The following is a 15,415-nucleotide window of genomic DNA, read 5'->3' as shown; positions in this document are numbered from 1 at the left end:
TAATTACTCTGTGTTTGATGTTACTCCGCTGTATTTCTTAAGTTCCTTCTCTATACTGTTCATTACCTCATGCCTAAGGGTATTGAATCTGTCACTACTTGATGCTTCAATTACCACCCTGAGTAGATTCTCAGTGCCGCTTGGCCTTACTAGGAACCAGGAGTCCGTGTAATTAACCCTGAGTCCATCTATGGTAATGACTTCACCACCCCAATTCCTACCCTTAAGTGCCTCAACGATCTTTCCTGCAAGATCCCTACTCATCTCCATTCTCTCCCTTGCAGTTAACATTGCTGGCATTCTCGCATTAAGCTCAGATAACTTAGCCTTTTCCTCAGATAGGACTTTCATCATTAGTAACGTTGTTGATACACCATCCCTCACCGGGTGGTGTTTAGGCCATATGAATCCACCATTATCCTCAAAGCCGCATAACGCCCCCTCCTCAATAACCTTATGACTAACGTCAACTGAACCAACCCTAGTCCAAATAACCCTACCACCAGCCCCCTCCACAGCCCACTTAACAACCACGCTTGATGACACTGGTGTAACAACCTTATCGCCATTCTTAATCATGGATAATGCAAGAATAGTACCTGTCCTATCCCCCCATATTACATTACCCTTCTCATCAATGAAGAGTGACCTATCACCATCACCATCATAGGCAACACCGAAGTCGGCGCTGGATTCAACAACAGCCCTTGATGCTACGTTAAGGTTCTCAGGCCTTGGTTCAGGGTTCCTACCTGGGAATTCACCATCAAGGTGGCCGTTGATTGAGTAAACCTTTACGTTAAGTCCCCTTAAAACGTATGAGAGGGCTATTGAATTAACACTATTGGCGAAGTCAGCCACTATTCTGAATCCCCTACGCCTAATTGGTTCATCATTAATTATGCTTAGTAAATGATCCCTATAATCCCTTAACCCCTCCTCAACATTAATGAATCTGACTGCTCCAATATCCCTATAATCCACAGTCTCCTTATACCTGCCGTTGAAGAATATTGTCTCCACCTCCTCCTCAACCCTCCTGCTTACTTCAACACCATTACTATCCATTAGCTTAATACCATTGTAATGTGGTGGATTATGACTGGCAGTCACCATTATGCCGGCCCTATAACCCCAGGCCTTGGTTAAGTACTGGTGTATTGGGGTTGGTAATGGTCCTATTACATCAACGTTAATACCATACATTGACAATACTCCATAAAGCACCCCCACTAGTGGTAGGCTTGTTACCCTAACGTCGAAGCCCAGTAGTACATCACCAGCATTAACGTAGGTTGCCACAGCCCCTGCTAACTTAACTAGGAAACCTGGGTCATAGTTACCCTTAGTGAACTCCAGTCTAACCCCATTGGTACCGAATAGTTTACCCACATTAACCACTGCATATTCCTAGTTTAAACGCATAACCGTGCCTCACTCAACTATACACACTCAGGTAGGTAACTTAGTTTACTGTATTCTAATGTAGCGGGCACCAAGTATGCTCGATACCTCCTCGGCCTCCCTACTATTCTCACTACCTAAGAGTACATTACCTTTATCCGTTACCGTGGCGTACTTACCATGTGTGTGAACCAGTAGGTATGATTCCTTAACCTTAAGGTTAAGTACATCACCCAACTCCACCCTCCTCTCCATAATCTTCTGGTCAGGATCCTTAACGCTTAAATCCCAACTATCCACTATTTCCTCACCGAATAATTCAATTAGTAGTTGAGCCTTCTCGGCACTGACATCTATGGTTCCTCTCTCATACTCATACACTGCCTTCCTACTGACTGAAAGCAACTCAGCTAAATCACCGAGACTTAAACCATACCTCATCCTAAGCTCCCTCAGTAACCAACCCTTTATCCTAACCTTAACTACACCCCCCTCATTCTTAAAGAGCAACGGCTTACCCTTAAGCAAATCCCTAAAGGTGCTTGGATTCAGTTGAGGTATGCCTGAATGTTCATAAAGGACACCGTCCTGAAGCTCCTCATTCCTCCTACTCTCATCCACCAGTATTGGCTTGGCCTTAAAGACCCTATGCATTATCAGTAAGTCAACTATGTGACTTCTCGGTATTGTTGATGAATCTGAGCTTATTTTAAGAACCATTTTACCTAAACCATCCTTATTCACACTGGCTACAATGGTGTATGAGTAATCATCCTTATCAATAACTACAGACTTAGCTCCAGCCTTCTCCAACTCCTCTGTTACATAATCCATTAAGTGTTCATCTCTTCTCCTAAGCATTCTGCTTATACCTTACATCTGCAGTTCAGATTAATATCCCTTACGGTTCATTAAGCTTAGGTTATTTCCATTGAAATTTATACATGTCTAATAGATTAATGCATATAAATAATGCCTAGTGGAATTCTACATAATGAATAATTACATAAATCTAAAGGTCATAATAATATTACTCAGTTAAATAAACCCACGAAAGCTTAAAAAAATACTGTACAGATTGCATTTTATGCCTAGTGCATACGTCCTCTCAATAATAAACGCTAGTACTTTAGATGCGGCTAGATGGGTATCAGCCATTGGTATCTTAGCCCACCTGAGCCTTGCATCATCCTTCCTCGGAACAATACTAATAGCGGTTATTGCGGAGTACCTATATTTAGTTAAGCATGATAAGGATTGGTATGATAAAGCCAGGATGTTCTCAGTTGTATCCACTATATTCTTCGGTGTTGGTGCTGCATTCGGTACATTAGTTGAGTTTGGGTTAGTGACCATATGGAGTAACTTCATTACAATAATAGGCTCTGCCATTGTTCTACCATTCTACCTAGAGTTATTCGCCTTCCTAACCGAGGTAATACTCCTACCGCTCTACGTCTTCACATGGGGTAAGGTAAGGAATGGTTGGGTTCATTGGGTAATCGGATTAGCCGCAGCATTCGGAGGATACTGGAGTGCCTACAACATTCTAGCAGTTATGGCTTCACTAAGCATGAGGCCGCCTGGCATGATTATTCAGAACCTAGCTGCGTCAAATGAAACAATCGCAGGCTTAACAAGCTACCTGGTTACTTGGGCTAAGCCCACTGATGCCTGGAACATGTTCTGGTGGGGGGCTAATGTGTTTATTTTCCATGGTATACTGGCTGCGGCAATATTAACGTGGTCAGTGGTGGGTGCAATATACCTTTACGGCTATGTACGTGAGCATAGGCCTGACCAAGCTAAGGTGCTTAAAGTCATTATACCAGGTGTAGCAGTTATGACGGCTATTGAGGGCTTTATACTTGGTCATGATCAGGGTGAATTAGTCCTCCAGTTTGATCCATTGAAACTAGCGGCTATTGAGGGAATGTTCTGGAAGGGCCTTAAGGTTGATCCACTTTTAAGCTTCTTCGCCTACGGCACCTTCAACCACGCCTTCTGGGGCTACTACTCATGGCCTGCTAACGTAAGGCCACCCCTAGCCCCCTTCGACTTCCTACCAATATTCTACTTAGGCTTCATGGTTACGTTAGGCGTATTACTAGGTGTCTGGAGTGGTGGTTTATCACTCTGGTACTTGTTCAACGGCTTCTTCAGTAGGTTTAACTGGGCTAGGGTAATTGCATCATTCCTAGAGAGGACTGGTCCATACGCCATGCCTCTCTTCGCCGCCTTAGCGGCAATAGGTGGTGCAGTGACGTCGGAGAGCGGTAGGGTTCCCTTCATCCTAGTTGATTCATCACCTAACCCAAATGGTGGCCCACCCACGGTAACTGGAGTACCTATATATGAGGGTGGTTTAATTAATCCTAACCTAAGCCTACCAGGATGGTTAGTTGCGCTTATTATAATAGTTGAGGTTGCCATGCCAGCACTAGCAGTCTACATGGTTTACCTATACACCAAGCCAAAGGAAGTGAAGCCTACACAGGTGGTTGAGTACTAGGGTGAGATCATGGTTTCCCCAGTGGTAGCGACGGTTGCCTTAATTGCATGGGCCTTCTCAGTGCACCTACCCCTAGTTTACACTGTACTTGGCTTAGGTTGGTTGCTGCCCACTCTTGAGTTACTAGGGTATAGGAGCGGTAGGAGGACTTACATTGATATTGCGCACGGCTTATCAAGCTACCTAATAGCCGTATACGCAATAGGCGGGGTCTTTGGAACAATAGTGACAGTCTTCTTGGCAGGCCTACTACCAGTCTTCACTAATATAGCTGGTGCATTGCTTTGGCCTGTTTGGGGTATTGCCATAGTTTTTGGCGTAGCCATAGCGTTACCTCTCATAGGCTTCTACTACAGGTCATTTAATAGGCTTAGCCCGATGAGGCATGTTGCAGTGGGTTACGGTATGGCCATTACTTTAACAGTAATCCCAGTGATGTTTAGGTTAGTGTTCGCCTTCATAAATTACCCTGCAGGGGTGGCAATAGCACCAAGCAGTACATCTAATACGGGCTTCACTTTATCAGTTAATTTAACTGAGGCTTTAAGTAACCCAACATATCCACCATTACTCCTAGCCACTTTATTTGGTGCAATAGCCATGACCAGTATCCTAGTATCATCAATACACGGCTGGAGGTATGCTTCAAGTAGGAGTGAATACCATGAGTTAGGTCATAGGATTGGTAACACTGTGGGTTTAATCTTCGGTATACTGTACTCCATCTTCGCTGCCTGGTACCTCTACACAGTTTACCAGTATTCACCAACGGTTGCATGGTCTATATTCGGGCACCCACCCTCATACTTACCTTCGGCGTTCTACGGATTATATAAACCAACCTTCAACCTGAGTTGGATGCTTTACATGAACATTGCCCTTGGAGCCGTAATCCTAATTCTACTGGTGGTCTCAATTAAAGTCACCAGTAAGCCTATTGAGGTGCTTAAACTCATATTAACACCAATGCTAATGGATTCAGCTGAGGTAATGAATGGGTTGGCTCATGTCCCATACGCCATTGTTCCACCAGTTGCTGCAGCTGAGGCTTTGATTAAGGCTTATGGTCTAAGCTTCGCCCTTAACGTGGCCAAGTGGTTAACGATTAGTCAACTCTTAACCCCGCAAATCAATGCATTACTTAGCCTTGTCTCAGTTCAACCAGGCCTATTACTAGGTAGCCTAGTGTTCTTCGCATTCTTCAACGCCCTACTGCTTTACGTAATATACGCTGCATTATCCTGGAGGAGGAGCTTAGCCTAAGTGTGGAATTAGGTTTAAATCTTAATCATTATTCTTCCATTCCTCTGGGGTGAAAACAACCTATTAAGCGCCTCCTTGGCTTCACTTAATTCATAATACTTATCAACCTTAACCTTAAGCTTACTCATAATGTTAACCAACTCAAGTAACTCCCTCCTAGTTCCACCAGTTGAGCCAATTAACTTGAATTGATTAGAGTACAGTAGTGATAACTGGATCTTAACCTCCCCACCAGTTAATTGACCAAAGGTAACCCACCTACCTCCCCTTCCAAGCAGCGGTAAGCTTACGCCCCATGTCCTCTCTCCAAGTGGATCAACAACCACATCAGCCATTCTACCATCAGTAGCCTTCTCAACAACATCCTTAACATTATCAATTGAGGCAACGTAATCTGCACCTAATTCACTAACCCAATTCTTCCCGCTTACAGCAATTACCCTAGCACCCATTAGTTTACCTAATTGAACAGCAAATTGACCAGTGTTGCCCGATGCCCCAAAGACAACTAGAGTCTCCCCAGCCCTTAAATTAGCCTCCCTGAGGGCATGGTATGACGTTAACGCAGCAACAGGTAGGCTTGCAGCCAAGTCCCAGTTAACATCATCAGGTAGTTTAATTAAATTCCTATCAGGTACAATAGCGTACTCAGCCCAACCACCATTAGTAACTATACCTATTATGCCTCCATTCCTACATAGGTTCTCCATGGAGGCTAAGCATAAGTCACAGGTACCGTCGAAAACCCTACCATAAACCACCACCTTATCACCAGGCTTAACAACTGATACATGCTCCCCCACCTCCTCAACAATACCGGCGAATTCAGCACCAGGTATATGTGGTATTGGTTTAACCCACCTTGAAGTCACCGTATAGTAATCCACAGGGTTAACACCGGATTCAGTAACCCTAATGACTACTTCATGGGGATTAGGCTTAGGCCTACTTAACTCAACCACCCTTAAGTCATTTAAGTCACTTTTCTCGAAAACAACCGCCCTCATAAAGACACAATACTAAGCGCCTTAAATAAACTTAACACTCAACCCCATCTCCACTGAACAATAAACAGTATGGTTTAACCGAATAATTTACTGAGGTATGTTTGCATCCAATGGTCCTTCTGAATAGTGTATTCACGTTTTGGTTCAGGGTCCTTAATCACCTTCGGTGGCTGCTGCGTGTAATCAAACCCGAATTGAAGACTTAAGGTCTCCAACATACCCTCCACGTTACCTAAGTAAGCCCAACCAATGAAGGCGTATTGAACGTTAATCCTATCATTGATTCCAAGGTCCTCCATTATTTTATTAACCGCGAATAAAGCGCTTTCAAAGGCTATCTCCTGGTTCTTGGGGAATGGTAGCTTCGCAGTGTCGCCAACGGCTAACACGTCATCGTACTTAGTGTTCCTTAAATCCACAGGTGATCTAACGTTAAACCAATCATCACCCAAGCCCACCTCCCTAATGAATGATGGGGCCTTATTCGGCTCAAGCATAGCAAGCACATCGAAACTATACCTTTCACCGCTCTTAGTGATAACTTCGTGATTGCTTAACTCCACTATTTCTTGGTTAGTAATTAACTCTATTCCAGCCTTATCGTAAATCTCCTTAACCTTATCAGCAATTGCAGGTGGTTGAGTCTTATCATTGGCGTCAATGTGAATAATCTTAACCTTATCCCTAACACCCCTATGTTTGAGAATAGTGTGGGCCAATAGGGCTGTCTCGGTGGGTGCTGGGGCGCAGCGGTAGGGTGCCTTCGGTGCATACACTAGTACTGTACCTTGGTTAATGGACCATAACTTATTCTTCAACTCCATTAACATACCTGGGTCATAGACATTGGTATTAACCCAACCCCACTTATCATACCCATTAATCCCACTTCCATCAAAAATCACCCCAGGCGCCATCACCAAGTAATCGTAGCTTAGTGAGCTGCTCTTAACACCGTATGGTGGTGATTCACTGTATTTAACAATCCTATTAGCTGGGTCAACACCAGTAACCGCACCATACATTATTCTAACACCCTTTAACCCAACATTACTGTAACCTCTAATTATCCTCTCAAGCTTCTCCTCATTAGTTAACACTAATGGTCTAGTTGGGCCGCTTACGTAGTATGGTTCCTTAGTTAATATTGTGACCTCAACCTTAGTACCCAACCTTTGTGCTAACGTTGATGCAACCGTTAATCCACCTATCCCCCCACCCACCACCACTATCCTAGGCATGGTGCGTCAAGGGATTAGGGGTTAATAAATCCTTTGCCCAATCAAAGTTACATTATTTTATAGTATCCTTAAGCATGGTTAACTCAATATCATGAATTATTGAATCTTATTTGCTGAACCTAATTAAATTAAGGATTCATAATACCAACTAATTCACGGGCAATCCTTAAATATCGAATACTATTCAGTATTCATGGTTAAGAGCATAGGTATATCCTTCGCTGTAGGTAGGAGGGAAACTGTACCTAGGACTATGGAGATAATGAGAAAAGCCTCGGAACTAGGCTTCACTGAGGTATGGTCTGGAGTGGGGCTTGATAGCTTAGACTTGGTTAAGGATATAGCTAAGTTGGCTAATGAATTAGGCTACTACTACTTCGTGGATATTAATCCTAGGGTGCTTTCAGACCTAGGTGCATCCCCAGGTGACTTAAGCTTCTTCAGGAAGATGGGTATTAAGGGAGTTAGGGCTGACTGGGGCTTTAACCTGGAGCAATTAGCAACAATGGCTAATAATGATCTTGGGATTAAGGTTGAGTTGAATGCGAGCGTTTTTCCACTTGATGAATTAGATAAGTTGCTTAAACTGGTTAGAAAACCAGAAAACCTAATGGCTAGTCACGACTGGTACCCATGGGAGTACACTGGTTTAAGTCTAGAGGATGCATTAGCTAAGTCCAGGGAATTCCACAATAGGGGTATACCCGTTGGCATATTCGTATCAGTTAAGGATGGGGAGAGGACCACTGTGGAGAGTCTTAGGCACATGGATATTGAGAATTCAGCATCAATACTCCTTAACTCAAGGTACATAGATAGGGTACTCATAGGTGACCCACTGCCATCTGATGAAGACTTAAGGAAAGTGGCTAATGCCAAGCGGAGAACCAGAATAAGGGTTATTACTTACTACGGCTTAACCGAGGAGGAGGCTAAGGTATTTAATAGGGAGTTTCATGATGTTAGGATTAAGGAGAAGACCATTGGATTAACGGCGGGTGGTGAAAATAATATTAAACCAAGGAACATTGTCAGGAGGTTTAAGGGTGCGGTTACGGTGGTGAATGATAATCCACATTATATACAGGTCTGGATATTTAAGGATGATGCGCCACCTGACCCTAGGTTCAATGTTATAGGTGAGGTGTATCCCGAGGACATGCCTATTGTGGAGCATTTAGCGGAGAGGACTAAGGGTATATTATCAGTACCCGTTAATGATGATGTACCACCCGTGGTTCTTGAACAGTATAAATCCGCTTAACTTATAAACACCGGTCCAGTAGTAGGCGAGGGTCCCTTGACTTGGTTAAACAGGGACGTCATCTCATCCCTGGATTTCACTAGGGATGATTTAATGCAATTATTCTATGAGGCTAAGGAAATGGAGAATTACGCTAAATCCAAGTTAAACATACTTGATGGTAAGATAATGGCCACGGCATTCTTTGAACCAAGCACTAGAACTAGGTTAAGCTTCGAGACCGCTATGCTAAGGCTTGGTGGACGAGTACTGGGCTTTGGTTCAGTGGAGGCATCCTCAGTGGCTAAGGGTGAGAGCCTTGGCGACACCATTAGAATGCTTGACTCCTACTCAGATATAATAGTCATACGCCATAGCCTTGAGGGTGCAGCCAAGTACGCCGCCGATATAGCCACTGTACCAGTGATTAATGCTGGTGATGGAACCCAAAATCACCCAACCCAGGCAATGCTTGATGCATACACTATTTGGAGGGAGTATGGGCGATTAGATGATTTAACAATAGGCATACTGGGTGACTTAAGGTACGCTAGGGTTGTTACATCACTGGTTCAACTGCTAAGTAACTTTAAAGTTAAGCTACGCCTCATATCCCCTGAAATACTGAGGCCGAGGAGGGAGCTTGTGGACTTCATGAGAATGAGGGGGATGAATTATAGCCTGCATTCAAACCTAAATGAGGTTTTAAGTGAATTAGACGTACTCTACGTGGTTAGGATACAGAGGGAGAGGTTCCCTGACCCAGTGGAGTATGAGAGGGTTAAGGGAAGCTTCAAGGTTACCCCAGAGTCATTGATTGGCGCTAAGGATACGTTAATAATTCTTCACCCATTACCTAGGGTTGATGAGGTTGATCATAGGTTAGACTCAACAAGGTACGCTAGGTACTTTAGGCAGTCAGCCCTAGGTGTGCCCCTTAGGATGGCTCTCCTTAAATTAGTGCTTAAGGGTGATTAAGAACACTACCTAATACTAGGTTAAATCATTAGCTTAATACTTATAAATCAGGGGTATCCCTTTGAAATTAATTGTGGTTAAGGTCCCTGTTAAGTTGGTTAGTTGGGATGATATAGTAACGTGGGCTTCAACCCTGGCGAATAAGATAATTGAAAGTAAATGGATCCCCGATGTGGTTGTAGCCATAGCTAGGGGAGGTTATGTCCCAGCTAGGTTACTCTGCGATAACCTAGGTATCAGTGACCTGGTTAGCCTACAGGTAGTACACTGGCCCAGTAGTGCCCAGGTCTCTGAGAAGGCTTACATTAAGTACCCAGTCGCCCAAATAGACTTAAATGGTAAAAGGGTTCTAATCGTTGATGATATTGTAGACACCGGTGACAGTGTAGTGATTGCTAAGGATCATGTTCTCTCAAGGTGGCCTAAGGCTGATGTGAGGACAGGTGCCCTACAGTGGATATCCACTGTGGCTAAGTTTAAACCTGATTACTACGCCTATGAAGTTAAGGAATGGGTGTGGTTCATGTATCCGTGGAACCTTGTTGAGGATTTATCAAACTTCATTAGGAGGATTATGAATGATGAGTATAAGGCTAATAGTAAGGTTAATTGGAGTCTAATGGAGTTAACAGATAAGTTGAGTGAATGGTATGGTGAGGAGATTCTTAAGGTACCATTATCCTACTTAAGTAGGGCTATAGCAAGCCTTGAGAAGGAGGGTTTCATATCAAGGCTTAGGGGTAATGACTTCGAGATTATAAGATTAGTTAAATATTAATTTTGATAATTATCAAGTTATTAAAAGTTTAAGTTTACAGCGCTCCATAAGCCTACCCCGCTTAAACATTCAACCGTTTATAAACCATATGTGTATGACCGATATATTTAAATAATATTAGCGTAATACTTAAAAAAGGGTTGTAAGGTAATTAACTGTGAGCCAGAGCCAGAACAGTCCAATACCAGAAGCCATAATCAACATATTGTATTGGGGAGGTATAATCACAGTGCTTGCTATTGCATACACCATAGATTACCTGCTAATACACCTATGGTTGTATGGTAATGCTGAATTCAATATTGTATTAGACGCACTCATATTAGCCTCACTCCTATCCTTCGATGCATTATCATTAGCCTCAACAATATTCTTCATTAAAAACGCCAGAAGCAGAACCAGTTCATGGCTACTTCTAATATATGCTGTAGGCGCCTTCGCTGTTTTAACCTACTACACCTACATAGTCATGGCTAGTCACACAGCAATAATGGTTGAGGTTTACGGTCAAGGTGTAACCGGGGATAAGTACATTGGCTCCGGTATAGTACTGTATAACATGGGTATGGCGTTAATGACATGGCTGATAATTCAGGGTAGGGGTAATTTAAGTAAACTTACACGTGCAATACCAATGCTGCCGGTGTCTCAATCCTTTACCAATAGGAAGAGGAGTAATGATGCTAATGACCCTATTATAATATGTTATGATGACGAATGCGACACAAACCAGAAACCTTAACCAAACAACATTCTACTCTTAACTCTCCTCTATTCTGAACACTGAATTAGTTAAATTAGGCTGAAATGCACCAGACTGTGCTTAAGATAATTTTCCTAGGTTCCGGCGGAGCTATACCCAGGCCCTGTAGGGAATTACCAGGTGTATTGATTGATGTATATAGGTATAGGATACTTATCGACCCCAGTGAGGGTACTGTTAGGAGACTTGAGAGTATTGGAGTTAGTCCACTTAAGTTAACCCACATAATGGTTACTCACCTGCACGCGGATCATGTTAATGGTCTTCCAGGCCTATTAGCAACAATGCTAATGCTCAATAGGGTTACCCCAGTAACCGTAATAGGCCCAGTGGGGATAAGCGACTTCACGCCAACTCCAGTTAACTCATCTTTCAAAATTAACGTTATTGAACTTAAGCCAACCAGTGAAATTACTTTAATTGAATCAATGGATAACCTGGAGTTAAGATACGTAACCACTTATCACACTGTTCAGAATAATTCATATTTAATAACGTTAAGGAGACCAGTTGGTACATTTAATCCAGGTAAGGCTAGGGAATTAGGCATACCGGTAACCTACTGGAGGAGGATTCAAATGGGTGAAACCATTACGCTACCTGATGGTAGAGTTATTGAGCCATCCATGGTGATGAGTAATGTGGGTGATAAGTCAATAAAAGTAGTGTACACTGGCGATACGTCACCAGGTGATAACGTGGTTAAGTTAGCTAAAGACTCATCAATACTAATCCATGACTCAACATACCTACCTAATGATTCTAATGAGGCTGAGAACAGAGGCCATTCAACATGCCTAGACGCTGCATTAGACGCCAAGGAGGCTGGCACTAAACTACTTGTGCTCACTCACATGAGTTTTAGATACGGTTACGAATACTACTGGGACTTCTTGAAATGCGCCAGTGATGTTTTCCCACGCACCGTGGTTGCCAAGGATGGTATGATTATTGAAATCTAGTAAGCATTAATACTTAATCCACATCTACTGGAGTAACCATGTAAACCCGCTGAAACAAGAATATAAATAATGAATTTAAGGCACTTAAATAACATATACTTTAATACCACTGAATTGCTAATAAGTTATGAAGAATAGGGTTGGTGTACTTGTTTCAGCAGGCTTGGTTAGAATTGAGGAGCATGAGTCACCTAAGCCCCGTGAAGGTGAGGTATTAATTAAAGTGAAGGCTGCAGGAATATGCAGTGGTGACATTTATGCATTCAAGGGTTTACCAGTATGGTTTACGTTGCCTGCCCCCTTTGGGCATGAGCCAGTTGGTGATGTTGTTGAGGTCGGGCCTAATGTAACCGGTTTTAAGCCTGGGGATAAGGTTATTGCTATTGGTTCACCGGCTTATGCGGATTACCTAGTGGCTAAGGCTAGTAGTGTTGCGAAAATACCCAGTAACATACCTTATGAATACGCCATAGGTGAACCACTGGCTGCAATAGTTAATGTGATTAGGGTGACTCAACCAAGGCTTGGGGATTATGTTGCGGTTGTTGGTTCAGGCTACATGGGTCTATTACTCACCCAGGCATTGAGGGGAATGGGATTCAGTGAATTAGCGGTGTTTGATATTATTGATGATAGACTCAAATTGGCTAAGGAATTTGGGGCGACAGCCACAGTGAACCCAACTGTAGATGATGTTGATAAGGTTACTAAGGAGTTAACTAACGGTAATGGCTTTAACGTAGTCTTTGAGGTTAGTGGTAATCCAAATGGCGTTGATTTAGCGACTAGAATTATTGGTAGGAGGGGTAGGTTAAGCATAGTTAGTTACCATTCACTGCCTGTTCAAGTGAACTTTAGGATATGGGATGCCAAGGGAATAGACCTGGTAATGGCGGTACCAGCTAGGTCAGGGGAGGAATACGCTACCATTGACTTGAGAATAGCGGCTAAACTACTTGAAAGGGGTGTATTTAATCAAGAAAAGCTCATAACCCATGAGTGGAGGCTTGATCAATTGCAGGAAGCCCTAGAATATGCATCGAAGAAGCCTAAAGAATACATAAAGGGGGTAATAATACCCTAAAATCAATTTCATCACCATAATTACGTTTAATGATCATCACCAAGCCTACTATAGCATTATTAGACTGTGATTACCCCTCGTGGATTACAAGTTAAATCACTACCTAAGCATTGGCTCTCAGCTTCTACCTTTGCATACTTATGCGTCCGAATTCATTCACAACGTTAATGAGGATGTTACTGGCTAGTAAAACATCATTAATATTAATGTACTCCACTGGACCATGACTGAGCGTTGGGTCTCCAGGTCCATAGGCTGCTAAGTTTAGCGTTAACTTAGCTAGGATAGCCATATCGCTTGTACCCAATTTCTTTGATAGAATTGGCTTAACATTATTCCTTAAGCTTGCCCTCACCAATGACCTAACCACTGGGTTATTCACGTTAACGGTTATTGGGTCTGTGCAGTCAATAATCTTAACGCACTCAATACCCTCAATTACCTTACTTAATTCCATGCATGAGGAGTTCAACGGTATCCTCACGTTAACGGTCATGGTGCATTCAGTCGGTACCTTACTTGGGTGGTCACCACAATTAATAACTGTAGGTGTCACCGTGTATGATTCAGTTGATTGACCATTACCGAGCTTACCCACCACGGTGTTGAATGCTGAGTAAACCTTCAATATAGGGTTATCCTCAACCCCAGGCCCTGCTGTATGGCCTCCTTGGCCAAGGCACTTAACCTCAACCCTAGCGCTCCCCCTGTATGAGTAGGCTATGTGCATATTAGTTGGTTCACCGACAATTACACCATCAGGCTTAGGGAGACTGCTCTTAATTAGGCTTAGTGAACCCAAGCTATCACTCTCCTCCCTAGTCACTAGGGTTAATACTAGTGTCACTTCAGGTTTGGAGTTGAGGAAGGCGGTGATCATTGATGTAAGTGGCCCTTTATCATCAACGGCACCTCTACCGTAAACTAAGTCACCCTCCCCCCTAACCTCAATGAAACCTGGCACAGTATCCATGTGTGCATGCAGCCATAAAACTCTCTCACCGCTCCCCTTCACTGCAAGTACGTTACCGGCTTCATCAATCCAAGCTTCAGCACCATGCTGTTTAAGGAAGCTTGAAATAAATTCAGCAATCCCCCTCTCTTCACCGCTTGGACTATATATCTTCAGTAGATTAATTAACAGTTCCTTAACATCGCCACTGCTTAAGGCCATTGGTAAAAAGGGGGTTAATTGGGTTTAATTAACTTAATCCCTCACTTAAGGTATTGCGGCGGTACCTGGGTTAGGTTCTTCTTAACAGCTTCAATACTCTGCATGAACTTCTGCCTCTGCTCTGGAGTTAGGTTTAATTCAATTATCTTTTCAACACCATTCTTACCTAATACAACAGGGACCTCGGCGAAGACGTCCTTAACGCCGTATTCACCATCAAGGTACACTGAGGCTTCGAAAACCCTCCTCCTATTCTTCTTTATTGAATCAACCATTAAGGCTAAGCCAGCTGCTGGACCCCAGTTGCTGCTGAATCCCCTTAAATTAGTTATGTCGGCGCCGGCTTGAATAGTCTTCTTAACAATGTCATTATACTGCTCCTGGGTCAGGAACTCTGTTAAAGGTTTACCGTAGACGAATGATGCCTCAGGGACAGGGTACATGTTTTCACCATGCTGTCCAAGTACAACTGGAATTATTGACTCTGGGGCTATTCCAATTATCTGGGATGCGTAGTAAGCCATTCTATTGGAGTCCAGGACACCGCTGAAGCCGATAACCCTATTTCTTGGGAATCCAAGTCTCTTATAAAGTACGTAAACCATTGCATCAAGTGGATTAGTTGTAATAATCACTATTGAATTAGGGGCGTACTTCTTTATCTGATCTGCAATCGATGAAATTATTTCAGCATTCTTACCTGCTAACTCCTCTCTAGTCATGCCTGGCTTCCTCGCTAGACCAGCAGTAACTATAACTATGTCGCTGCCCTCCATGTCCTTATAATCATTACTACCCTTATACCTAACTGACTTCCCTAATATTGCCGCCGCATGATTAAGGTCAAGGGCCTCCCCTTGCGGTAAACCCTTTATTACATCTATCAGCGTTACTTCATTATCCAGTTCATAGAACATTAGGAACGCAGCCGTTGTGGCACCCACCCTACCTGATCCTACTATTGTTATCATGGTTTTACTCCACTCATCATTATTTTATAAGTTTT

14 protein-coding genes are annotated in these 15,415 nt (G+C 43.1%); 8 read left to right on the top strand and 6 right to left on the bottom strand.

The window, feature by feature from the left end; translation table 11 throughout:
- Positions 1-3 precede the first annotated feature (3 nt).
- Entirely contained in the window at positions 4-1,392 is a 1,389-nt protein-coding gene (glmM, locus tag CMAQ_RS08670; RefSeq protein ID WP_048063059.1) for a phosphoglucosamine mutase, read from the bottom strand.
- Between the two features lie 78 nt (positions 1,393-1,470).
- On the bottom strand, positions 1,471-2,238 hold the full coding sequence (locus CMAQ_RS08665) for a helix-turn-helix domain-containing protein (protein WP_198002071.1): 768 nt from the start codon (positions 2,236-2,238) through the stop codon (positions 1,471-1,473).
- Positions 2,239-2,491: 253 nt separating this feature from the next.
- Between CMAQ_RS08665 and CMAQ_RS08660 the strand changes: the two genes are divergently transcribed.
- Both CMAQ_RS08660 and CMAQ_RS08655 read left to right on the top strand, forming a co-directional pair.
- The gene (locus tag CMAQ_RS08660; protein ID WP_012186728.1) at positions 2,492-3,916 is read left to right on the top strand and encodes a cytochrome ubiquinol oxidase subunit I; all 1,425 of its coding nucleotides are present in this window, start codon (positions 2,492-2,494) and stop codon (positions 3,914-3,916) included.
- A gap of 9 nt (positions 3,917-3,925) precedes the next feature.
- Positions 3,926-5,179: a cytochrome ubiquinol oxidase subunit I gene (locus tag CMAQ_RS08655; RefSeq protein ID WP_012186727.1), complete on the top strand. Its 1,254-nt coding sequence runs from the start codon at positions 3,926-3,928 to the stop codon at positions 5,177-5,179.
- A gap of 14 nt (positions 5,180-5,193) precedes the next feature.
- Here CMAQ_RS08655 and CMAQ_RS08650 read toward each other — a convergent pair whose 3' ends face one another.
- Together CMAQ_RS08650 and CMAQ_RS08645 are read right to left on the bottom strand one after the other, a co-directional pair.
- Positions 5,194-6,186 carry an alcohol dehydrogenase catalytic domain-containing protein gene (locus CMAQ_RS08650; RefSeq protein ID WP_012186726.1) on the bottom strand — a complete coding sequence of 331 codons (993 nt, stop codon included), beginning with the start codon at positions 6,184-6,186 and terminating at the stop codon, positions 5,194-5,196.
- Between the two features lie 74 nt (positions 6,187-6,260).
- Positions 6,261-7,427, bottom strand: coding sequence for an FAD-dependent oxidoreductase (locus CMAQ_RS08645; RefSeq protein WP_012186725.1), 1,167 nt, complete (start codon positions 7,425-7,427; stop codon positions 6,261-6,263).
- Between the two features lie 193 nt (positions 7,428-7,620).
- On the opposite strand from CMAQ_RS08645, the gene CMAQ_RS08640 reads away from it, so the two are divergent.
- The 6 genes from CMAQ_RS08640 (at position 7,621) to CMAQ_RS08615 (ending at position 13,235) form a co-directional block, all read left to right on the top strand.
- Complete coding sequence (locus tag CMAQ_RS08640) at positions 7,621-8,691, top strand: MupG family TIM beta-alpha barrel fold protein (RefSeq protein ID WP_012186724.1); 1,071 nt, start codon at positions 7,621-7,623, stop codon at positions 8,689-8,691.
- Between the two features lie 36 nt (positions 8,692-8,727).
- On the top strand, positions 8,728-9,648 hold the full coding sequence (pyrB, locus tag CMAQ_RS08635) for an aspartate carbamoyltransferase (RefSeq protein WP_012186723.1): 921 nt from the start codon (positions 8,728-8,730) through the stop codon (positions 9,646-9,648).
- A gap of 73 nt (positions 9,649-9,721) precedes the next feature.
- The gene (locus tag CMAQ_RS08630; RefSeq protein WP_048063057.1) at positions 9,722-10,426 is read left to right on the top strand and encodes a phosphoribosyltransferase; all 705 of its coding nucleotides are present in this window, start codon (positions 9,722-9,724) and stop codon (positions 10,424-10,426) included.
- A gap of 157 nt (positions 10,427-10,583) precedes the next feature.
- On the top strand, positions 10,584-11,168 hold the full coding sequence (locus CMAQ_RS08625) for a hypothetical protein (RefSeq protein ID WP_012186721.1): 585 nt from the start codon (positions 10,584-10,586) through the stop codon (positions 11,166-11,168).
- Between the two features lie 77 nt (positions 11,169-11,245).
- On the top strand, positions 11,246-12,151 hold the full coding sequence (locus CMAQ_RS08620; RefSeq protein ID WP_052290727.1) for a ribonuclease Z: 906 nt from the start codon (positions 11,246-11,248) through the stop codon (positions 12,149-12,151).
- A gap of 127 nt (positions 12,152-12,278) precedes the next feature.
- A complete protein-coding gene (locus CMAQ_RS08615; RefSeq protein ID WP_012186719.1) occupies positions 12,279-13,235 on the top strand; it encodes an MDR/zinc-dependent alcohol dehydrogenase-like family protein in 957 nt (318 codons plus the stop codon).
- Positions 13,236-13,359: 124 nt separating this feature from the next.
- On the opposite strand, the gene CMAQ_RS08610 is transcribed toward CMAQ_RS08615, so the two are convergent.
- Together CMAQ_RS08610 and CMAQ_RS08605 are read right to left on the bottom strand one after the other, a co-directional pair.
- On the bottom strand, positions 13,360-14,409 hold the full coding sequence (locus CMAQ_RS08610) for a M20/M25/M40 family metallo-hydrolase (RefSeq protein ID WP_012186718.1): 1,050 nt from the start codon (positions 14,407-14,409) through the stop codon (positions 13,360-13,362).
- Positions 14,410-14,450: 41 nt separating this feature from the next.
- A complete protein-coding gene (locus CMAQ_RS08605; protein ID WP_012186717.1) occupies positions 14,451-15,380 on the bottom strand; it encodes a malate dehydrogenase in 930 nt (309 codons plus the stop codon).
- Between the last annotated feature and the right edge of the window lie 35 nt (positions 15,381-15,415).

This window comes from Caldivirga maquilingensis IC-167 (assembly GCF_000018305.1).
Classification (GTDB): domain Archaea; phylum Thermoproteota; class Thermoprotei; order Thermoproteales; family Thermocladiaceae; genus Caldivirga; species Caldivirga maquilingensis.
Note: the sequence above shows the minus strand (reverse complement) of the source record. Positions and strands in the feature narration are given on the sequence as shown.